20 protein-coding genes and 1 pseudogene are annotated in these 20,493 nt (G+C 70.3%); 13 read left to right on the forward strand and 8 right to left on the reverse strand.

Annotated elements, in window-relative coordinates:
* Positions 1–17 precede the first annotated feature (17 nt).
* Together D581_RS0100850 and D581_RS0100855 are read right to left on the reverse strand one after the other, a co-directional pair.
* Positions 18–458 (reverse strand): hypothetical protein, encoded by a 441-nt coding sequence (locus tag D581_RS0100850; RefSeq protein WP_018955327.1) that lies wholly within the window; start codon positions 456–458, stop codon positions 18–20.
* Positions 452–928, reverse strand: a complete 477-nt coding sequence (locus D581_RS0100855; RefSeq protein ID WP_018955328.1) for an ATP-binding protein — start codon at positions 926–928, stop codon at positions 452–454. The genes D581_RS0100850 and D581_RS0100855 overlap by 7 nt, the downstream gene beginning before the upstream one ends.
* A gap of 207 nt (positions 929–1,135) precedes the next feature.
* Between D581_RS0100855 and D581_RS0100860 the strand changes: the two genes are divergently transcribed.
* Genes D581_RS0100860 through D581_RS0100875 form a run of 4 tightly spaced genes read left to right on the forward strand, consistent with a single transcriptional unit; the run spans position 1,136 to position 3,549 of the window.
* Positions 1,136–1,996: a helix-turn-helix domain-containing protein gene (locus tag D581_RS0100860; RefSeq protein WP_018955329.1), complete on the forward strand. Its 861-nt coding sequence runs from the start codon at positions 1,136–1,138 to the stop codon at positions 1,994–1,996.
* Positions 1,996–2,232 carry a DUF397 domain-containing protein gene (locus D581_RS0100865; RefSeq protein ID WP_018955330.1) on the forward strand — a complete coding sequence of 79 codons (237 nt, stop codon included), beginning with the start codon at positions 1,996–1,998 and terminating at the stop codon, positions 2,230–2,232. Before D581_RS0100860 ends, D581_RS0100865 begins: the two co-directional genes overlap by 1 nt.
* A 44-nt stretch (positions 2,233–2,276) precedes the next feature.
* Entirely contained in the window at positions 2,277–3,086 is an 810-nt protein-coding gene (locus tag D581_RS0100870) for an SAM-dependent methyltransferase (RefSeq protein WP_018955331.1), read from the forward strand.
* A 28-nt stretch (positions 3,087–3,114) separates the two neighbouring features.
* Complete coding sequence (locus D581_RS0100875; protein ID WP_018955332.1) at positions 3,115–3,549, forward strand: YchJ family metal-binding protein; 435 nt, start codon at positions 3,115–3,117, stop codon at positions 3,547–3,549.
* A gap of 90 nt (positions 3,550–3,639) precedes the next feature.
* Here the strand turns inward: D581_RS0100875 and D581_RS0100880 are convergent, their stop codons facing one another.
* From D581_RS0100880 to D581_RS0100905, 6 genes and pseudogenes are all read right to left on the reverse strand, one after another.
* On the reverse strand, positions 3,640–5,733 hold the full coding sequence (locus D581_RS0100880) for an MDR family MFS transporter (protein WP_018955333.1): 2,094 nt from the start codon (positions 5,731–5,733) through the stop codon (positions 3,640–3,642).
* A gap of 60 nt (positions 5,734–5,793) precedes the next feature.
* The gene (locus D581_RS0100885) at positions 5,794–6,648 is read right to left on the reverse strand and encodes a hypothetical protein (RefSeq protein ID WP_018955334.1); all 855 of its coding nucleotides are present in this window, start codon (positions 6,646–6,648) and stop codon (positions 5,794–5,796) included.
* Positions 6,649–6,714: 66 nt separating this feature from the next.
* On the reverse strand, positions 6,715–6,891 hold the full coding sequence (locus D581_RS1000000141145) for a hypothetical protein (protein WP_158688564.1): 177 nt from the start codon (positions 6,889–6,891) through the stop codon (positions 6,715–6,717).
* A gap of 414 nt (positions 6,892–7,305) precedes the next feature.
* Positions 7,306–7,482 (reverse strand): annotated as a pseudogene (locus D581_RS1000000139210) (acyl-CoA dehydrogenase family protein); the annotation flags it as partial.
* A gap of 60 nt (positions 7,483–7,542) precedes the next feature.
* Positions 7,543–7,806 (reverse strand): hypothetical protein, encoded by a 264-nt coding sequence (locus D581_RS0100900; protein ID WP_018955337.1) that lies wholly within the window; start codon positions 7,804–7,806, stop codon positions 7,543–7,545.
* A 200-nt stretch (positions 7,807–8,006) separates the two neighbouring features.
* A complete protein-coding gene (locus tag D581_RS0100905) occupies positions 8,007–9,221 on the reverse strand; it encodes a PucR-like N-terminal domain-containing protein (RefSeq protein ID WP_026290058.1) in 1,215 nt (404 codons plus the stop codon).
* Between the two features lie 806 nt (positions 9,222–10,027).
* Between D581_RS0100905 and D581_RS0100910 the strand changes: the two genes are divergently transcribed.
* The 9 genes from D581_RS0100910 (at position 10,028) to D581_RS0100950 (ending at position 20,492) form a co-directional block, all read left to right on the forward strand.
* Positions 10,028–10,963: a hypothetical protein gene (locus tag D581_RS0100910; protein WP_018955339.1), complete on the forward strand. Its 936-nt coding sequence runs from the start codon at positions 10,028–10,030 to the stop codon at positions 10,961–10,963.
* 210 nt (positions 10,964–11,173) lie between these two features.
* Positions 11,174–11,830 (forward strand): hypothetical protein, encoded by a 657-nt coding sequence (locus D581_RS0100915; protein WP_018955340.1) that lies wholly within the window; start codon positions 11,174–11,176, stop codon positions 11,828–11,830.
* 544 nt (positions 11,831–12,374) lie between these two features.
* Positions 12,375–13,871, forward strand: a complete 1,497-nt coding sequence (locus D581_RS0100920; protein ID WP_018955341.1) for a DUF6801 domain-containing protein — start codon at positions 12,375–12,377, stop codon at positions 13,869–13,871.
* Between the two features lie 577 nt (positions 13,872–14,448).
* Positions 14,449–15,435: an ABC transporter ATP-binding protein gene (locus D581_RS0100925; protein ID WP_018955342.1), complete on the forward strand. Its 987-nt coding sequence runs from the start codon at positions 14,449–14,451 to the stop codon at positions 15,433–15,435.
* On the forward strand, positions 15,432–16,304 hold the full coding sequence (locus D581_RS0100930; protein ID WP_018955343.1) for an MlaE family ABC transporter permease: 873 nt from the start codon (positions 15,432–15,434) through the stop codon (positions 16,302–16,304). The genes D581_RS0100925 and D581_RS0100930 overlap by 4 nt, the downstream gene beginning before the upstream one ends.
* Before the next feature lie 3 nt (positions 16,305–16,307).
* Positions 16,308–17,111: an MlaE family ABC transporter permease gene (locus tag D581_RS0100935; protein WP_007454792.1), complete on the forward strand. Its 804-nt coding sequence runs from the start codon at positions 16,308–16,310 to the stop codon at positions 17,109–17,111.
* Positions 17,111–18,448, forward strand: a complete 1,338-nt coding sequence (locus tag D581_RS0100940; protein ID WP_018955344.1) for an MCE family protein — start codon at positions 17,111–17,113, stop codon at positions 18,446–18,448. Before D581_RS0100935 ends, D581_RS0100940 begins: the two co-directional genes overlap by 1 nt.
* Positions 18,445–19,476 carry an MCE family protein gene (locus D581_RS0100945; RefSeq protein WP_018955345.1) on the forward strand — a complete coding sequence of 344 codons (1,032 nt, stop codon included), beginning with the start codon at positions 18,445–18,447 and terminating at the stop codon, positions 19,474–19,476. The genes D581_RS0100940 and D581_RS0100945 overlap by 4 nt, the downstream gene beginning before the upstream one ends.
* Positions 19,473–20,492, forward strand: a complete 1,020-nt coding sequence (locus tag D581_RS0100950) for an MCE family protein (protein ID WP_018955346.1) — start codon at positions 19,473–19,475, stop codon at positions 20,490–20,492. Before D581_RS0100945 ends, D581_RS0100950 begins: the two co-directional genes overlap by 4 nt.
* The last annotated feature ends 1 nt before the right edge of the window (position 20,493 follow it).

Below are 20,493 nucleotides of genomic sequence, written 5' to 3' on the forward strand. Positions count from 1 at the left end.
GCCCGGTCGCCAGGAAGCTACGGCGCTGACACGACGCTCGGCCTGCCGGCCGTGGCCCAGCTCGGCGTCACCCCGGTCACCTGGCAGACCATCAGGAAGAGCGGAATGGGCGGGGTGTACGGGGTGAGGCCGTCCGGAGAGTGGATCAGCCGGGGCCGCCCGCCGGGCACGTCGGCGTCACGCGCGTACGTCACCTGCTCGGGCCAGTCGAGATCCAGGTCGGAGCCGGCCGGGACGATCCACCACCAGCGGTCCGCGTCGGCGAAGACGCATCCGGTGCGCGGCAGATGGGACATGAGGCGGAAGCCGTGCCGGGCGGGCACCCCGACCGCGTCACATCCCAGGGTGGTCGACATCGAGGCCGGCAGAACCAGCCGCACCCGGCCGCCGCCACGGGCCTGCTCGGGCGTCCGGGCCCGGTGTGCCGAGCGCAGCCTGGCCAGCGCGTTCTTCAGCATGGCCGCTCCGTGCCGGACGGCTGCCCCGCGTCGGCCGCCAGCTCCGCCCAGACGATGCGTCCGGAGGCGTTCTGGGCGTCGTGCGAACCCCAGGCGCTGCTCATCGCGTCGACCAGGAGCAGACCGCGGCCGTGCTCGTCGTCGGACGAGCGGCGCAGCCGCGGACCGTCGGGCTGGTGCCCCTGGTCCTGCACGGCTATCCGCAGGCGTCTGCCGAGCCGGCTCAGCTCGCACACCACCCGGGTGCTCGCGGTGTGCACGACGGCGTTGGTCACCAGCTCGGAGACGATGAGGACAGCCGCGTCACCGGTGTCAGGGCCCAGCTTCCAGGCGTCCGTCCGGGCTCGCGTCAGCTCGCGCGCACCGGCCACCGACTCGGGGTGCGCCGGCAGCGCGAAGCAGTAACGGAGCGCCTCCGTCCCGGGACTGAAGTCCATGAGCCGGGGGATGAGCGCACTGCCAGGTGCCACGACCGATTCCTCACAGTGGGGGCTGCGTCACGCTTCGTTCCCCGGGTGTTCGGGGGTGGACGTGACTGAGCGAACTGGTTCGGGGGTCAACTCTCCCCCTGACGATGACACTTGGCAAGAGGCACTCTGAAATTTCCAGAGTGACTGTGTCGTTGGGGGCGCACGCATGGCACACTGCTCGCAAAACAGCGCATGGGGAGGTCTGAAGTGAGCGAACCGCGGTCCGCCCCGACCGTGGGCCAGGTCGTTCTCGGCAAGCGCCTGCAAGATCTGCGCGAGCGTGTCGGCCTGACCCGTGACCAGGCGGCGAAGGTGCTCAGGGTCGCCCCGGCGACGATACGCAGAATGGAGACGGCCGAAGTCGGGCTGAAGATCCCCTACGTCCAGCTGCTGCTGAAGGCGTACGGCATCGCCGACGAGGAGGCCGACGCCTTCGTCGACCTGGCCGAGGAGGCGAACAAGCCGGGCTGGTGGCAGCGTTTCCACGATGTCCTGCCCGACTGGTTCAGCATGTACGTCAGCCTGGAGGGCGCGGCGAGCCTGCTGCGCATGTACGAGCCGCACTTCGTGCCCGGACTCCTCCAGACCGAGGACTACGCACGTTCCGTGATGCGGACCGGAGCGGTCGGCCAGACCCGGCCCGAGGACATCGAGCGCCATGTGGCGCTGCGGATGGAGCGCCAGTCCCTGCTGGCCAAGGAGGACGCCCCCCGACTGTGGGTGATCATGGACGAGACCGTCCTGCGGCGACCCGTCGGCAGCGCGCAGGCGATGCGCGGGCAGATCGACAAGCTGCTCGAAGCCACGGAGCTCCCCCACGTCACGCTGCAGATCGCGGAGTTCGCCACCGGCCACCACCCGGGAACCTATGGGCCGTTCGTTCTCTTCCGGTTCGCTATCCCCGAACTCCCCGACATGGTCTACAGCGAGTACCTGACCGGAGCCGTCTACTTCGACGCCCGACCCGAGGTGGCCTCCTATCTCGAAGTCATGGACCGCATGGCGGCTCAGGCCGCGACTGCACAACGCACGAAGGAAATCCTCCGGGACTTCCGCAAGGAGCTGTGATGAACCACATATACAACGGCATGCCCGCCGGTGACCTCGGCTCCGAAGGCTGGTACAAGCCGTGGAGCGGCGGGAACGGCGGCAACTGCGTCGAGGCCATGAAGCTCGCCGACGGGCGGGTCGCCGTACGCCAGTCCGCCGACCCGGACGGCCCCGCGCTCATCTACTCCAACGGCGAGATCGCCGCGTTCATCCAGGGAGCCAAGGCAGGCCAGGCCGACTTCCTTCTCACCTGAGACCCCCCTCCTCTCTGTACGGAGACCCGACCACGGAGCGCGCCATGACCGGGCAAGAACCCCACTCCATCGAGATCGACACCAGCAAGCCGCATCCGGCCCGGATGTACGACTGGTTCCTCGGCGGCAAGGACAACTACCCGGTCGACGAACAGATGGCGCGACAGCTGCTCGCCCTGGACGCACGGGGCCGTGACATGGCGCGGGTCAACCGGGCGTTCATGCACCGGGCCACCCGCCGGCTCGCCGAGAGCGGGGTGCGCCAGTTCCTGGACATCGGCACGGGCATACCCACCGAGCCGAACCTCCACCAGATCGCCCAGCGGACCGCCCCCGACGCGCGCGTCGTCTACTGCGACAACGACCCCATCGTGCTCGCCCACGCGGCGGCGCTGCTCCGCTCCACGCCCGAGGGCGCCACCGAGTACATCCAGGCCGACGCCCGCAGGCCGGAGACCATCCTGGCGGAGGCCGGCAAAGTCCTGGACTTCGACGAGCCGATCGCCCTGTCGATGCTGGCGCTGCTGCACTTCATCGACGACGAGGACGGCGCGGGCGAACTGGTCGACAAGCTGGTCGGGCAGCTTCCCTCCGGCAGCTATCTCGTGCTCTCGCACACCACCGGCGACTTCAACCCGGAGGGCGCCGCGCAGGCACGGGCCATGTACAAGGCGCGCGGGATGACACTGCGTCCCCGCAGCCGCGCCGAACTCACGGCGTTCTTCCACGGTCTCGAACTCGTCGAGCCGGGCGTCTCGCTCTCCGCCGACTGGCATCCGGAGCTCGGAGAGGTCATCGACGTCCCCGGCGACGAGCCGATCCCCGGTTACGCCGGCGTGGCCCGCAAACCCTGAGCCCGCTGCCACGCGTCACAATGGACCCATGTCACGACGTACCTCCCGGCCGCGGGGGCCCGCCGCCGCGCGGATCACCCCCGCCTCCCCGTGCCCCTGCGGCCTGCCCGCCGCCTACGGGGAGTGCTGCGGCCGCTTCCACTACGCCGGCGCCGCCGCGCCGACCTGCGAGGCCCTGATGCGCTCCCGGTACGCGGCCTTCGTCGTCCGGGACGCGGCGTACCTGCTGCGCACCTGGCACCCCGGGACCCGGCCGCCCGGGGTCGAATTCGACCCCGCGATGCGCTGGACGGGGCTGGACATCCTGGACACCACCGAGGGCAGCGCCTTCCACTCCACCGGAACGGTCACCTTCCGCGCCCACTACACCGACGACGGTCGCCCCGACTCCCTCCACGAGAAGAGCCGCTTCGTCCGGCACGAGGGCGCCTGGGTCTACACGACGGCGGTCTTCGTCGACTGAGCCCGCCCGTACGGCCGTGGCCCGGTCTTCGTCGACCGAGCCCGCCCGTACGGCCGCGACCGGGGCCGCGACCGGGCGCGGGCCCGGACCTCAGACCGGGGCCCCCACCCGCCTCGCCCCCCCGGGGCCGGTCGCCGGGGACAGCTCCTGGGCCAGGTCCTCCGCCAGCAGCCGTTTGGCGATCATGTCCACGGTGGCCCGGAGCTGACGGTCGTCGGGGCGGGCGCCGTCCTCGGCCAGGCGCTCGTTGAGCCAGCGGCCCCAGGCGTCGGAGATCACCGCGGCCTCGCGCCGGCCCGCCGCCGTGTGCGAGAAGATCCGGCCGTCGCCCGTCAGATAGCCCTCCTCGATCATCCGGTCGAAGACGGGCACCAGCACCTCCGGCGGGATGCGGTGCCGGGCCGCGATCAGCCCGAGGCCCGCGTGGCCGACCATCCTGGTGAAGAGGTCCACCTGCATCACCGCCCAGGCGCCCGCCAGGTCGAGGCGGGTGTCGGATGCCGCGGTGATCTGCCGGGCGGTGTCCGGGCCCGCGCCGTGCAGGATCGTGGCCACGGAGTACTCCAGGACCTTCGCCGAGTCCCCGCTGCCCGGCTGGGCGAAGCCCTCGCCCATGTCCGTCGACCCGAGCCGGGCCGAGTCCCGCAGCTTCACCTCCTTCAGGAACAGCGCGACGACGAAGCCGATCAGCGCGATGGGCACCGTCCACAGGAACACGGTGTGCAGGGTGTCCGCGTAGGCCAAGGCCAGCGGTTCCGACTGGGCGGCGGGCAGCGCGTGCAGCGCCTGCGGGTTCTGCGAGGCGCGGGCCAGGGTCGCCGGGTCGCCGCCCGCCGCCACCGCCCGCGCGACGCCGTCGGTGAGGTTCGGCTTCAGCGCGTTGGCGTAGATGGTGCCGAACACCGCCGTGCCGAAGGCGCTGCCCAGGGTGCGGAAGAACGTCACGCCCGACGTGGCCGTGCCCAGGTCCTCGTAGTCGACGGTGTTCTGCACGGCGATCGTCAGCACCTGCATGGCCAGACCGATGCCGAGCCCCAGCACCACCATGTAGAGCGACTCCAACCAGACGCCGGTCCCCGGCCCCATCCGGGACAGCAGGAACAGTCCGGCCGCCATGACCAGCGTCCCCACGATCGGGAACACCCGGTAGCGGCCCGTCTTGCTCACCACGTTGCCGCTGAAGATCGAGGCGGCCAGCAGACCGACGACCAGCGGCAGCGTCCGCACCCCCGAGAGCGTCGCCGAGTCCCCGTCCACGTACTGGAGATAGGTCGGCAGGAAGATCATCGAGCCGAGCATCGCGAAGCCCACGATGAAACTGAGGATCGAGCAGACCGTGAACACCGGGTTGCGGAACAGCCGCATCGGCAGCATCGGTTCCTTCGCCCGCGTCTCCACCACGCAGAACAACGCCAGCGCGATCAGACCGCCGGCGAACAGCCCGATGATCATGGGCGAGCCCCAGGCGTACTCGTTCCCGCCCCAGCTCGTCGCCAGGATCAGCGCGCTCGCCCCGACGGAGACCAGCGCGATCCCGGCGTAGTCGATGACCGGCCTGCCGGAGGCCTTCACCGACGGAATGTTCCGGGCGGCGGCGATCACCACCACGATGGCGATCGGCACGTTGACGTAGAACGCCCAGCGCCAGGTCAGATGGTCGGTGAAGAGCCCGCCGAGCAGCGGCCCGATCACCGTCGAGATGCCGAACACCGCCCCGATCGCGCCCTGGTACTTGCCCCGTTCGCGCAGCGGGATCACGTCCGCGATCAGCGCCATCGACGTGACCATGAGGCCGCCCGCGCCGATGCCCTGCATGCCGCGCCAGATGATCAGCAGCAGCATGTCCGACGCGAGGCCGCACAGGAACGAACCCGTGACGAAGATGATCGCCGAGACCTGGAAGACCAGCTTCCGCCCGAACAGGTCGCCGAACTTGCCGACCAGGACGGTGGCCACCGTCTCCGCCAGCAGATAGGCGGTGACCACCCACGACATGTGCGCGGCCCCGCCCAGCTCCGAGACGATCGTCGGCAGGGCCGTGCCTACGATCGTCTGGTCCAGGGCCGCGAGCAGCATGCCCAGCACGATCGTCGCGAAGACGATGTTCCGCCGCCGCCGGTCGAGGACGGGCGGCGGCGCGGCGGCACTCTGCGCGGCGGGAGCTTGCTCGCTGGCAGTGGTCACCTCTGCACCCTCACACCGGCTCATGACCCCCGCATGCCGGGGCGGGCCGGACGGGGGTGGTCAGCGGGGCAGCGAGGCGATCGGCGTCTTCAGCCGCGCCACGAACGCCTCGCGGACGTCCTCGCCGACCCGGTCGAGCGACAGATACGGGTTGAGGTCCTCCAGCTCGACGAGCAGCAGCGCGCCGTCCGCCGTCCGGCAGGCGTCGACCCGCTGGATCCCGTGGGTGAGGGAGTTCCAGGCGATGAAGCGCCGGGCGAACTCCAGGTCCGCCGCGCTCGCCGCGTACGGCTCCAGCACCCAGCGCCGTTCCGGGTCCGGCGCGTACAGCGCGTACTGGAAGTCGTGGTCGATGAAGTAGAAGGACACCTCGTGGCGGAAGTCGACGCGGGGCTGGACGAGGAGCGAGCCCTCGGCCGCCCGATCCAGCTCGGTGGCCGCCTCCGCCGCGGTGACGAAACGCAGCCCGACCGAGTCCGCCCCCAGCTTCGGCTTGACCACGTAGGCGGGGGCGTCGGGGAGCTTCGGCAGCTCCGCCGCCCGGTCCACCGTGGGGATGACCGGCAGGCCGGCCCGGCCCATCTCGACCAGATACTCCTTGCCCGCCATGTCACCACGTCCGTCCAGCGGGTTGTAGACCGGCGTCCGCAGCTCCCTGGCCCGGGAGCGGTACGCGTCGTACGCCTCCCGGTGGTGCAGCACCGGCCCGCTGTTGCGGATGAGTACCGTGTCGAAGCCCTCCAGCAGCGCGGCCGCGTCCCGGGGGTGGCAGAGAGCGACGTCGAACGACTCGCGCAGCCGGGAGCCGAGGTAGATGTCCTCGTCGCAGTAGCGGCGGCCGCGGGCCTCGTACGCGAGATCGGTGACGAGGAGGAGGGACGGGCGGCGTGCGCCGGCGGGTGACGCGGCGGTCATGAGGTTCTCCCGGGGTCAGGACGCGGACGGACGATCACTATCGCCGACGCCCGGCAGGCCCCGCGGTCAGACAGCGTCCGTGGAGCCGCCCCGTACGGCCGCCACCCACTCGACGAGCAGCCGCTCGTACTCCCGGCGACCCTCGGGCGACACCACACCGCCGTCCGCGACCAGAGCGCGGATCTCCGCGTTCAGCTCAACCATCGGGCGGGCAGGCGTCGGCTCGGTCGAAGTGGAGGTCATGTGAAGAGGCTAGTGGCAGGGGAGCCGGAGAGGCACCGGTCAAACGTGTGGGGCCCACCACGGGAACCGTTTGCCGTCGGCCCCGAGGCGGCGCCGACCCGCTGTCGTCCCGTCTCGCGACGCTCTCCACACCGTCGTCACCGATCGCCGCGCATCGTCACGACCGGACGATCCGAACCCTGTTGCCGCACGTCGGCGGTGTGCGGCGCGGCCTCGGCGCTGTTGCGTACACGTCCCGACGCGCTCGGTGACGATCTCCGTCCGGCCTGGCCCGACGGAGAATTCCGCGGCTCCGTTCCCCATCGGTGTACGTCTTCAGGGCGACGAGGATCACACGGATTCTGGGCGGATGAGGACCGGATCAGGACAGGATCAGGGCCGGATCAGGCCGCCACCCCGGCCTCTGCCTCCGCCTCAGCGGATGTGCCGGCCCGAGATCGCCCGCGCGATGACGAGGCGCTGGATCTCGCTGGTGCCCTCGAAGATGGTGTAGATCTTCGCGTCGCGGTACATCCGCTCCACCGGATGTTCCCGGCTGTAGCCGGCTCCGCCGAGGACCTGGACCGCCTTCTCCGTGGCGGCGCCCCGCAAGGCCGGTCCGCGGCAGGTTACGGCGAGAGGGGCGGGTGGGCGGTGAGGGCTGAGAGGCGGTCAGAAGGGTGAGCCCGGGAGCACGGCGAGTCCGGGGTGGTGCGCGGCCAGCGTCTTGTTGGCGCGGGCCAGGTCGGACAGAGCCTGCTCGCGGTCGGCCTGGTCCTCGACGCCGAGCCGGGGGCCGCGGAACCTGCGTACCTCCCGGGCCGCGCAGTCGGCGTCGAACTCCGCCCGGAGGATGTGCGGCGGAATGCACGAACCGATCAGCGCGGCGACCCGGTCCGGGATCGGCACGGGGACGAGGAGGTGCGAGGCGGTCATGGGACGTTCCCTCTCGGATGGTTGGCCAGGAGGCGGCGCACGGGCCTGTCACCTGATGGGCGGCAGGTTCCTTCCTGTGTACGGGACGCGGTTCCGGGTTTCTCGTCGGATACGTCTCCGTGTCGCAACCGTTTGGGACTGACCGTCTATTTCGTCTTACGCGCCGGTAAGTTGACCTGCCGCGCCGGACGTGATCCGGATCAGGGGGATGTGCCCGTGGCGCGGGAGCGCAGCCGCAACGCGCGCAGCACCGCCTCGGTGGCGAAGCGGCTCTCGGGATCGACGAGTTGGTCTCCGAAGATGGTCTCCAGGCTCCGCATGCGGTAGCGCACGGTCTGCGGGTGGACATCCAGCAGTGCGCCCATCTGGGCCGCGGTGCCCCGGGTGTCGAGCCAGATCCGCAGCGTCTCGACCAGCCGGTTCCGGCGGGTGGCGCTGATCCCCGCGACGGCGGCCAGCTCCCGCTGGGCGAGCTGGTCCAGCAGGGCGGGGTCGGACAGCAGCCACAGGGTGGTGAGGTGGTCCTCGCAGCGGATCAGCGGTGCGTCGTCGATCACGCCGGAGTCGACGAGCTCCAGGACCCGGCGGGCCCAGCGGATCGACTCGCAGGCCAGCGCCGTGGGTACGGTCAGACCGATCGCCGCGCGGCCGGCCGGCAGGGCCTGCTCCAGCATGGATCTTCGTGCGTCGTCCAGTGCTCCGGGGATGAGCAGATGGGGCTGCGGGGCGCTGAGATCGACGAGGAGGTCGCGGTCCGCGCGGAGCCGGTCCAGCTCCGCCGGGGCACGGACGGCGATCAGCGTGACCTGTTCCGGCAGCGCCCACCCGACCTGCTCGCACAGGTCCGCGATGGCGCTGCCGGGGGCCGGGCGCCCGGCGAGGATGAGGTGGAGCAGGCGGCGGCGCAACGCCTCGCTGTGCTCGCCCGACTGGGACCGCACCTCCTGGAATCCCTCCCGGGAAAGCGATTCCAGTTCGTCGACGTAGGCGAAGAGCGCGTCGGCGAAGCTGAGCATCAGGGTGGGGGACAGGTGGTAGCTCTGCCCGACCTTCTTCGCCCGCCGGAGGGCCACCCGGGCGCCCAGCCGGTAGGCCCCCTGGAGGGTGTCCATGCTCCGGCCCTCGTACGCCTCGAACCGTCCGAAGCGCCGGCACATGTCGTCGCGGAGCGTGGTGGGGGAGGAGGGCTCGGCCACCAGATCGACGAAGGAGGCGAGGCTCTGCTCCACGCCCACCCGGATGGCCTGCCCGTTCGGGCCGTCGAGCAGTCGGGCGTATTCCGGATAGGCCCGGGTGACCTCCACGCCGATTTCCTTGATGAGGCTGGGCAGTTCGGGCCGCATGATCGCCGCGAATTCCTGGGGGAGCGGCCCCAGCGGGTCTTCGGTATCCAACGGCTGTATGAGATGTGGCATGACAGGTCCCCTTGCTCTCGGCGCCCGGTGGTGGGGTGAGGCGGTGGGGGGAAAGCGCTCCCACGAACCGACAGGTGCGTACCAAGTTCGCGACGAAGATAGACCAACGAACAGGCACTGCACACCACTTGGGCAAGATCGAAGTGCAGGGGGCACACATCCCGGCCGCGCTGTGAGACTTCCGTGCAGGTCGGGCGGTGTTACGCGCTTTCGGACAATGAATTTCGGCCGCGTGCTCCGGCGATGACAACAAAGCCCTTCCGCTGCCGGAGATGTTCTCGGCGTGATGTCCGTGGTGTCGGTCGATCCTTGTGGCGAACCGGCGCGCAAGCGGCTCACCACGGCGAATGTGGGCGGGTGGCCGGTCTTCGGTGAGCCTTTTCGGCCGAGTGGCTGATTTACGCGCCATCCGAGAGTAAGTGGAGGCGGGACGTCCGCCGCCCCGTCTCCGTGGAGCCGCGTGCGCACGGCGCGCGGGGTTCCGGCCGCCGCTGCGCAATTCCCTGCCCCCGGGTGCGCATTCCTTGACAAGGGGACGGTGTCCCGATGCTCATTTCCGGATCAAAAAGAGTGCGATGCAAAGAATCTTAGACGGACGGATTGTGTCGCCCGGTTTCCCGCGAGTAACATCACGCCTCGATCAATTCGGTCACGAAATCTGCCCGAAATTTGATGCTCCGATCCTCCGCCCCCGGGCCCACCCGGCTCCCACACCGTCGAGAAGTCGTCGCGGTGCGGGCTCGCATTGCGGAACCGCTCGACTTCGTGCACGAGGCCGCGCCACGGCGGCCGACAGAGGGGACGACATGAGATCCGTTTCCAATCGAACCCGCGTAGGTCTGCTCGCGGCGTTCACGGCATTCAGCGCTCTGCTCTCCACCGGCTCGGCCGCCGCCGCCACCCAGCTCAACGGCGACTGGGCGCCCTTCGACCGCTGCCCGGTCGACGCGGCCCCCATGCTGGCCGCGGACGGCCTCAACACCATCGCGACCTGCATAGCGTCGAGCTCGGCCACCGGAACCATCACGCTGGGCAAGACGAAGGTCTCCACCGGCGACACCGATCTGCAGCTCGGAGTCATCCAGCGCCCCGACGGCGCCGCATCCCTGGTGGCCCCTCCGGAGGGGGCGCTGACCGCGGATCCGGCGGAGATCCCCGGCGGGCTGATCGGACTCATGTGTCCCAGCGGAATTCCGCTCGTATCGGCAATCTGCCGTCAGTTGACGGACAACAATCTCAACCGGGTGACGGCCACCATCGAACCGGCCGGAGCGCCCCGCGACTTCAATATGAGCGCGGCATTCTCCACCGGTGAGCCCATTCTCACCATCCCGGTCCGCATCCACCTCAGGAATCCGTTCCTCGGTGACAAGTGCTACATCGGGACCACGTCCAACCCGGTGCTGCTGAAGCCCCGGAACGTGACGGCTCCGAGCCTCTCGCTGCAGCGGTTCTCGGCCGACGGCACCCCGAACGACGACGAGGGCGAGATGGGGCGCTACACCTTCGACGGCGCCGATCAGGGTGACCCCACGTTCGGCGTCCCCGGGGCCAGCGGCTGCGGTGCCGGGCTCCTGGACTGGGCGGTGAACCTCAAGACCGGTCTCCCGTCCGCCGCAGGAAAGAACAGCGTGACGCTCGACGCCACCACGACGTACTTCGGCAGCCCCTACGACCCCGCCGGCCTCGCGCCGAACGAGGGCAGGAAGCTGTCCGAGTTCTGGCACTCCGCGAAGCGGTAGCCCCGGTCCCGGTCCGCCGGACCGCCCTGACGCCGCGTACCGAGGAGGTGATGCGCTACCTCCCCCGTTCCCTGTCCGCGCACCTCGACACGAGCCGGTGCCGTGGACCCGCCGAGTGCCGCACCGTCCGGCACGGCGAGCAACCGAGCAAGCGCCTCTCCAGTCACGTTCAGTCCAATCCCCAACGGGACGAGAAAAGGGAGTACCCCCATGTTCAAGCGAACCGGTGTCCTGACCGCGATCGGTGCCGCCGCGGCATCCGTCGTCCTGGCCGCCCCGTCGGCCGTCGCCGCGCCGACCAGCTGGACGATCAGCCCGACCGGTGCCTTCAAGGGCACCGCCGGAGTGACCGTCCTGACCGACAACAACGGCAACAAGATCCAGTGCGCGACCTCCACCGCCTCGGGATCGGCGCCGACCTCCCCGGTCGCCGGGAGCCCGGCCAAGCTCGCGTCGATCTCGGCGATCTCGTTCAACTCGCCGTGCACCGGGCCGTTCAGCTCGACGTGGACGGTGGCCACCACACCGCCGTGGGAGATCTGGGGCCTGGACTACGCGGCGGGCGCCGGCACCAACTCCACGGGCCAGGTGACCGGTGAGATCAGAACGATCAAGGCGAAGGTGTCCGGGAACAGCGTCCTCGGCCCGTGCACCTTCGACGTGACCGGCAAGGTCGCGGCCAAGTACAACAACCCGACCCTGAACGGGAGCAACGGCACCCTCAACACCGCGGGCGGCGGGCTCACCCTCGCCATCGCCAACAAGGTCGGCGGCGGCTGCGGCATCGTCGGCACCACCGCCAGCTTCCAGGGCCTGTACACCATCGTGAACACGGCATCGGGCAAGTCCCCGGTCATCAGCGGGTGACCCACCGCCGATGACGTCCCGTACGTGAGCGTCGTGCCCGGCCGTGCGCACCCGACGGCCGGGCACGACGGCGAGCGGGGAGCTCCACCGGCGTCGGCCGGGGCCGCACGTACCGCTTCATCCGCGTCGGCCGGTGCGGTGGAGCCGCACGTACCGCCTCACCCGCGTCGGCCAAAGTCGCACGCGCCGCTCCACCGCACCGGCCCGGCACGCCCCGTTTCGCGCACCCGCCGACAAGGGCGCGGCCGGGGATTGTCATCGGCTGCCAAAGCCCGAGCCCCCGTGATCCGAAGGGGAGCCCGGCCCTTCCCAGGCGTCGTCGGCGTGCGTACCGTACCCGTCGGTAGGGGGCCGCACCCCCGCCCGGACGACGTACGGCCGAGCCCGGACGACGTACAGCCGAGCCCGCCCCACGTACCGCCGAAGCCCGCCCGACGTCCGTTCGAACTCCGCTCGACGTCCGCCCGCAGGGGCCGTTGCCGAGAAGCGGACCCGCTTTCCGTAGCCGGCCCCCGGCCCACGCGCGCCGGAAGGACACATCCCTATGACCGTCGATGCACGCGCCGCAGCGAGACGACCGATCCACTGGGCCGTGGGCGGGGCGCTCGTCGTCGCCACCGCGCTCGTCCCGAGCGCCGAGTCGGCCGCCGCGGAACAGACCTCGGAGGTCGCCCTCCGCTACGCCTGCCCGTTCCCCTCCGGGCCCGAGGAAGTGGACGTCGTCGTCTCGGCGGTGCTCCCCACCTCGGTCCGCACGGGCGAGGAGATCCGCCCGTCCCAGGTCTCCGTCGAGGTGAACCTGGAGCCCACGGCGCTCGCCCGGTTCGGGGAGCTGGACGCCGCCACCCTGTCGGCCGTCGCGCGGCTCACCGTCCGCAACACCGTCGGCGACCGGTCCGCCGACGCCTCCTGGCAGGATCTGACCGCTCCGCCCGTCGCCCTGCCCGGGCCCGACGGGGGCGGCCTGGCCCTGACCGCGACCGGTGACGTGCCGACGGTCTCCTTCGGCAGCCCCGGCCGCGCGACGCTGGCCCCCACCGAGCTCGCCCTCTCGCTGTCCTCGCTCACCGGCGCCGGCGAGCCGACCACGCCCCCCGGGCTCGACGTCACCTGCGAACCGGCCCCGGGCCAGGAACCCGAACTCGCCGCCATCACCGTCCGCGGCTACAGCGACCCCACGGCCCCCGCTCCGCAGCCGTCGGCGAGCGACCCCGCACCGGACCCGGCCCCCACCCGGCCGGCCGAGGGCCTGTCGCCCGGCGCCCGGGAGAAGATCGACGCCCTCACCGACGAACGGCTCGAAGCCCTGGACGGCGAGGACCCGGGCAGCTGCCCGATCGAGATCCCGCCCGAGTGGGTGATGACCACCGCCGAGACCTACGCCGCCGGCTTCGCCAACGCCGCCAAGCTGGACGGCGCGGCGGCGCTGGGGCCCGCGTTCATGAAGGTGGTGCTCAACAAGCGCTACATCAACGACTCCTGCGCCTCGACCGTCGACGTCAGCTCGGAGGTGAACTTCGACTACCAGGGGCGCCGGCAACTCCCCCCGACGAAGGCCACGTTCCTCAGCTACGGCTTCATGCCGACGACCGCGACCATGACGCTGGAGCAGGTCGGCCCGCCGGCCGCGATCCACACCCACACGGTCACCAACACGCCCACCTACCCGGAGGAGACGACCGTCACGGCCCAGCTCGTGATGCGGCTCTCCGACGTCGAGGTGAACGGCGTCCCCCTGGATGTGGGCCCCGACTGCCGCACGGCACGCCCCTTCGAGCAGGTGCTGAGAGGGTACGGCCAGAGCTATCCGCCGGCCGGCTACCTCGTGGCGACCGGCGGCAGCCTGACCGGGTACGCCCACATCCCGCCGTTCGAGGGCTGCGGCGTGGGCGAGGACCTCGACCCGATCTTCACCTCGGCCATCTCCAGCCCGGGCAAGAAGGCCGACAACTACACGAAGATGACGCAGGCGCCCCTGTGCGTGGCCACGAACCCGGAAGGGCCGGACTGCCCGCCGAGGGTGCCCGACCCCGAGCGCTGACCCGAACACCCCCGAGCGCTGAAGAACCCGAACACCCCCGAGCACTGACCCGAACACCCCCGAGCCCTTCCGGTTTCCCGACCGGAAGGGCTCTTTCCCGCCCACCGGACGCCGTGTGATTCCTCATCATCCGACAGGTTTGACACGCGTATTACTCACCCGTCAACAATTCTTCGCCCCGCGTGAATTCTCGCCGAGGAAAGTCTGTACCCAGTATTGCGAAGTCAGGTTACCGGCCCGTAGCGTCCCAGACGTGCCGATCGAAACCGACTGCGTGCCTGTTCGGCAGGCACACCCGGGCCCGGTTCGCTCCGCTCCGGTCCAGGGGCGCCCCGGATCAACCGCCCACTGTTTGCGCAGATTCCGACAAGGACGGGAACCGGCCTTGTCATCGAATGACAACTGATCCATTCTCAGCCCCGCGTTCGCCGATCTTCGCTGTTCAACGGCTTGCCCTGGCGGTTTCGGCGGACATAACGTGCGCCCCCTGGTGCATGTGTGACGAGCCGCCATCGCTTTTCTCAGAGCCGGAGCGCCAATCGATGAACACGTTCACCGCCACTTCGAGGGAGGGCCGATGGGAATCGAAGTAGTCGTCGAGGGCCTGACGAAGTCCTTCGGCAAGCAGAACATCTGGCAGGACGTCAGCCTCACCCTGCCCGCCGGTGAAGTGAGCGTCATGCTCGGCCCTTCCGGGACCGGAAAGACCGTCTTCCTGAAATCCATCATCGGGCTGCTCAAGCCCGAACAGGGACGCGTCCTCATCGACGGCGTCGACATGGTGAACAGCTCCGAGCGCGACATCATGGAGACCCGGAAACTCTTCGGCCTCATGTTCCAGGACGGCGCCCTCTTCGGCTCGATGTCGCTCTTCGACAACATCGCCTTCCCGTTGCGCGAGCACACCCGCAAGAAGGAATCCGAGATCCGCCGCATCGTCATGGAGCGCATCGACGTCGTCGGGCTCCTCGGCGCCGAGGGAAAGCTGCCGGGCGAGATATCCGGCGGCATGCGCAAGCGTGCCGGCCTCGCCCGCGCCCTGGTCCTGGACCCGCAGATCATCCTCTGCGACGAGCCGGACTCCGGCCTCGACCCGGTCCGCACCGCCTACCTGTCGCAGCTCCTCATCGACCTCAACGCGCAGATCGACGCGACGATGCTCATCGTCACCCACAACCTCGACATCGCGGCGACCGTCCCCGACAACATGGGGATGCTGTTCTGCCGCAACCTCGTCACCTTTGGCCCGCGCGAGGTCCTCCTCACCAGCGACACCCCGGTCGTCTCCCAGTTCCTCGCCGGACGCCGCGAAGGCCCCATCGGCATGTCCGAGGAGAAGGACGCCGCCACCCTCGCCGCCGAGCAGCTGGCCGACACCGCCCCGCCGCGCACCGGGCCCCGCACCGTCGTCCCCCAGCTGGAGCCCTCGCCCGGGATGCCCGTACGCCAGGGCGCGCTGCGCCGCCGGGAGCGGGTCATGGCGATGATGGGCCGGCTGCCGGAGGCCGCCCGTACGGCGATCCTCGACAGCTACGCCCCGGCCGCGGGAGGTGCGCGCGCGTGACCGCCCCGATGCCGGTGCGGCCGCCCGAGCCGCCCGAGAAGCCCCCGCCGCCCCCCGAGCCCGGGACGACCAACCCGTCCGCGCCCGAGCAGCGGCGGCCCTCCCGGCTCCTCGCCCCGCTCCGCGAGACCGGGAAGCTCTTCGCCCTCGCCGTCGCGGTGGCCCGGGCGATCTTCCGCCGCCCCTTCCAGGTGCGTGAGTTCATCGAGCAGTTCTGGTTCGTCGCGAGCGTCACGATCCTGCCCGCCGCCCTCGTCTCCATCCCCTTCGGCGCGGTCATCGCCCTCCAGGTCGGCTCCCTCACCCAGCAGCTCGGCGCCCAGTCCTTCACCGGCGGCGCCAGCGTCCTCGCGGTGATCCAGCAGGCGAGCCCGATCATCGTGGCGCTGCTGATCTCCGGGGCCGCCGGATCCGCGATCTGCGCCGACCTCGGCTCCCGCAAGATCCGCGAGGAACTCGACGCGATGGAGGTCATGGGCGTCTCGCCCATCCAGCGCCTCGTCGTCCCCCGGGTGCTCGCCACCATGCTCGTCGCCGTCCTGCTCAACGGCCTGATCTCCGTGGTCGGCACCCTCGGCGGCTACTTCTTCAACGTGATCATGCAGGACGGCACCCCGGGCGCGTACCTCGCGAGCTTCTCCGCCCTCGCCCAGCTCCCCGACCTCTACATCAGCGAGTTCAAGGCCCTGATCTTCGGCTTCATCGCGGGCATCGTCGCCGCCTACCGGGGCCTCAACCCACGCGGCGGCCCCAAGGGCGTCGGCGACGCGGTCAACCAGTCCGTCGTCATCACCTTCATGCTGCTGTTCTTCGTGAACATGGTCCTCACGGCGATCTACCTCCAGATCGTCCCCGCGAAGGGGAGCTGACCCATGGCGATGCTCAGCTGGCTCGACCGATCGGGCGACCAACTCACCTTCTACGTCAAGGCGCTCGTCTGGATCCCGCGCACCCTGCGCCGCTATCTGCGCGAGGTGCAGCGGCTGCTGGCCGAGGTCGCCTTCGGCAGCGGCGGACTCGGCGTCATCGGCGGCACCATCGGCGTGATGGTCGCCATGACCCTGTTCACCGGCACCGTCGTCGGACTCCAGGGCTACGCGGCCCTCAACCAGATCGGCACCTCGGCGTTCACCGGGTTCATCTCCGCCTACTTCAACACCCGGGAGATCGCCCCCCTGGTCGCCGGCCTGGCCCTCTCCGCTACCGTCGGCGCGGGCTTCACCGCCCAGCTCGGCGCGATGCGGATCAACGAGGAGGTCGACGCCCTGGAAGCGATGGGCGTCCGCTCCATGCCCTACCTCGTCACCACCCGGATCATCGCCGGAGTCGTCGCGATCATCCCGCTGTACGCGATCGGGCTGCTCTCCTCGTACGTCGCCTCCCGCTGGATCACGATCTTCTTCAACGGGCAGTCCGCGGGCACCTACGACCACTACTTCAACCTCTTCCTCTCCCCCGAGGACGTGCTGCTGTCGGTGCTCAAGGTGCTGATCTTCAGCGTGCTGGTGATCCTCGCCCACTGCTACTACGGCTTCCACGCCACCGGCGGCCCGGCCGGAGTGGGCGTGGCGGTCGGCCGGTCGGTGCGCAACGCCATCGTCCTCATCAGCGTCACCGACTTCTTCCTCTCGCTCGCCATCTGGGGCGCCACGACGACGGTGAAGGTGGCCGGCTGATGCGCACCTCCAGCACCTCCAGCACCTCCAGCACCTCCAGCGCCACCAGCACCTCCAGCGCCACCCGCACGGTCCGCCGACGCCTGGCCGGAGTCGCCTTCCTGGTGGTGCCCGCCGTCCTGGTGTGGGTCTCGGTCTCCGTGTACGAGAAGGACTTCACCGACGACGCCACGGTCACCGTCCGCACCGGCGCGGTCGGCAACGAGATGCACGACAACGCCGACGTGAAGCTGCGCGGCGTCGTCATCGGACAGGTCCGCTCCATCGCCACCGACGGCGACGGCGCCCGCCTCACCCTGGCCATCGACCGGGACAAGCTCCATCAGGTGCCCGCCGACGTCACCGCCCAGATGCTGCCCACCACTCTCTTCGGCGCGCGGTTCGTCGCGCTCGTCCCGCCCCGCATCCCCACGGGCACCACCCTGCGGGCCGGGGCGGTCATCCCGCAGGACCGCTCCAGCAACGCCATCGAGCTGGAACAGGTCCTGGACAACGTCCTGCCGCTGCTGACCGCCGTGAAGCCCGAGAAGCTCTCCGCCACCCTCAACGCCGTCTCCCAGGCGCTGGAGGGGCGGGGGACACGCCTCGGCGAGACGCTGACCACGCTGGACGGCCACCTGAAGAAGTTCAACCCCCAACTCCCCACCCTCAACGCCGACATCAAGGAACTCGTCAAGGTGAGCACGCTGTACGCGGACGCCGCGCCGGACGTTCTCGACGCGCTGACCGACGCCACGGTCACCAGCTCCACCCTCGCCGACCAGGAAGCGAGGCTCGCCGGGCTCTACGGCACCACCACGGCCGCCGCGCAGGACACGACCTCCTTCCTCCGGGAGAACAAGGACAACCTCATCCGGCTCTCCGCCGCCGGCCGCCCCTCCCTCGAACTCCTCGCCGAATACGCCGAGTCGTTCCCCTGCACGCTGCGCACCATGGCCGGCTTCGTGCCCGCCATGGACAAGGCGCTGGGCAAGGGAACCGACCGACCGGGGCTGCATGTGTCGATCAAGTCCGTGCCCTCCAAGGGCAAATACCTCCCCGGCAAGGACGCCCCGGTCTACGGCGCGAGCGGCGGGCCCGCCTGCTACTCGGTGCCGTACGTCGGCAAGCACGCCCCGACCGCCGACACCCGCCGCGCCACCGACGTCACCGCGCCCCCGGCGGACCAGGGCGGCGACGCGGACACCGGGCTCGGACTGCCCAACTCGCCCCAGGAGTCCCGGCTCGTCAACGAACTGGTCGCACCCTCGCTGAAGGCCAGGCCCGGAGACCTGGCCGACTGGAGCAGCGTCCTCATCGGCCCGGCCTTCCGCGGTGCGGAGGTGAAGCTCAAGTGAAACGCCGCTCGCTCGCGGGACCGGTCGTCAAGTCCCTCGTCTTCATCGTCGTCACCGTGCTGGCCACCACCGTCCTCGGGCTCTCCATCGCCAACACCGGCGTCGGGGACACCACCACGTACCGGGCCCGGTTCACCGACGCCACCGGCCTCATCCCCGGCGACAGCGTCCGGATCGCCGGAGTGAAGGTCGGCCAGGTCGAATCCGTGAAGGTCGCCGACCGCCGGGTCGCCGAGGTCGCCTTCGCCGTACGCAAGGGGCGCAGCCTCCCCGCCTCGGTGACGGCGTCCATCAAATACCTCAACATGGTCGGCCAGCGGTACGTCGACCTCGACCGGGGCCCCGGGCCCGTCGGCCGGGCCTTCGCGCCCGGCGACACCATCCCGCTGTCCCGCACCACCCCGGCGCTCGACCTCACCGAGCTCTTCAACGGCTTCCAGCCCCTCTTCGAAGGGCTGTCGCCGCCCGACGTCAACCAGCTCGCCGGCTCCATCGTCCAGGTGCTCCAGGGCGAGGGCGGCACCGTCGACAGCATCCTGCGGCACGTCGGCTCGCTCACCACCACCGTCGCCGCGAAGGACCAGGTGATCGGCGAGGTGATCAAGAACCTCAACACGGTCCTCAAGACGGTCAACGACCGGGAGGCCGGCTTCGACGACCTCGTCGTCACCCTGGAGAAGCTCGTCACCGGATTCTCCGGCGACCGCGAACCCCTGGGCGAGGCCATCACCGCGATGGGCGCGCTCACCACCGTCACCGCCGACCTCTTCCAGGACGGCAGGAAGCCGCTCAAGGAAGGCATCCGTCAACTCGGGCGTCTCAGCGGCCAGTTGGAGCAGGGCGCTCCGCAGATCGAGAACTTCCTGGAGAAGACCCCGGCCAAGATGGCGGCCATCAGCCGGCTGACGTCCTACGGATCGTGGCTCAACCTCTACCTCTGCGAAGCGAAGGTCAGCGGCGTCACCCACGACGACGGCAGCAAGCCGCCGGGCGGCATCGCGATCACCCAACCGAGGTGCCTGGCATGAGCATCACCCCCATCCGGGAACGCAACCCGGTCGCCGTCGCCGTCGTCGGGCTCCTCGTCCTGACCCTGCTCGGCCTCGCCGCCTGGCGCGTCGACTCCCTGCCCTTCGTCCAGGACGGCACCTCCTACAGCGCCGACTTCACCGAATCCGCCGGGCTCACCGACGGCGACGAGGTGCGGATCGCCGGAGTGAAGGTCGGTGAGGTCACCGGCGTCTGGCTCGACGGCGCGAAGGTCCGCGTCGACTTCCGGGTGAGAGGCGCCTGGATCGGCGACTCCTCCACCGTGGGCATCGCCGTCAAGACCCTGCTCGGCGAGAAGTACCTCGCCGTCGACCCCCTCGGCGACGCCCCGCAGGACCCCGGCTCCCGCATCGCCGCGAGCCGCACCACCTCCCCGTACGACGTCACCCAGGCGTTCAACGGCCTCGGCGAGACCATCGGGGAGATCGACACCGAACAGCTCGCCAAAAGCTTCGAGACGATCTCCGCCACGTTCAAGGACTCCCCGCCGCACGTCCGCAGCGCCGCGGACGGGCTCTCCGCCCTCTCCCGTACGGTCTCCGAACGCGACGCCCAGCTCGCCACCCTGCTCCGCAACAGCAAGAAGCTCACCAAGACCCTCGCCGGGAAGAAGAGCAGTTTCGAAACGCTCCTGGAGGACGGGAACCTGCTGCTCGGCGAGATCCAGGCTCGCCGCGACTCCATCCACCTGCTGCTCACCGGCACCCGCGACCTCGGCACCCAGCTCACCGGACTCGTCCGGGACAACGACAAGCAGCTCGGGCCGACCCTGGAGTCCCTCGGCCGGGTCACCGCCGTCCTGGTCAAGAACCGCAAGAGCCTCGACAAGGTCCTCGCCATGACCGGCTCCTACAGCCGGCTCGTCGGCAACACCCTCGGCAGCGGGCGCTGGTTCGACAACTACGTCTGCGGAGTCGTGCCCAAGAACTACCTCCCCGCCGGCACACCCCCGGCGACCGGCTGTATGCCTCCCCGGCAGCAAGGGGGCCGCTGAC

Source organism: Streptomyces sp. CNB091, from assembly GCF_000377965.1.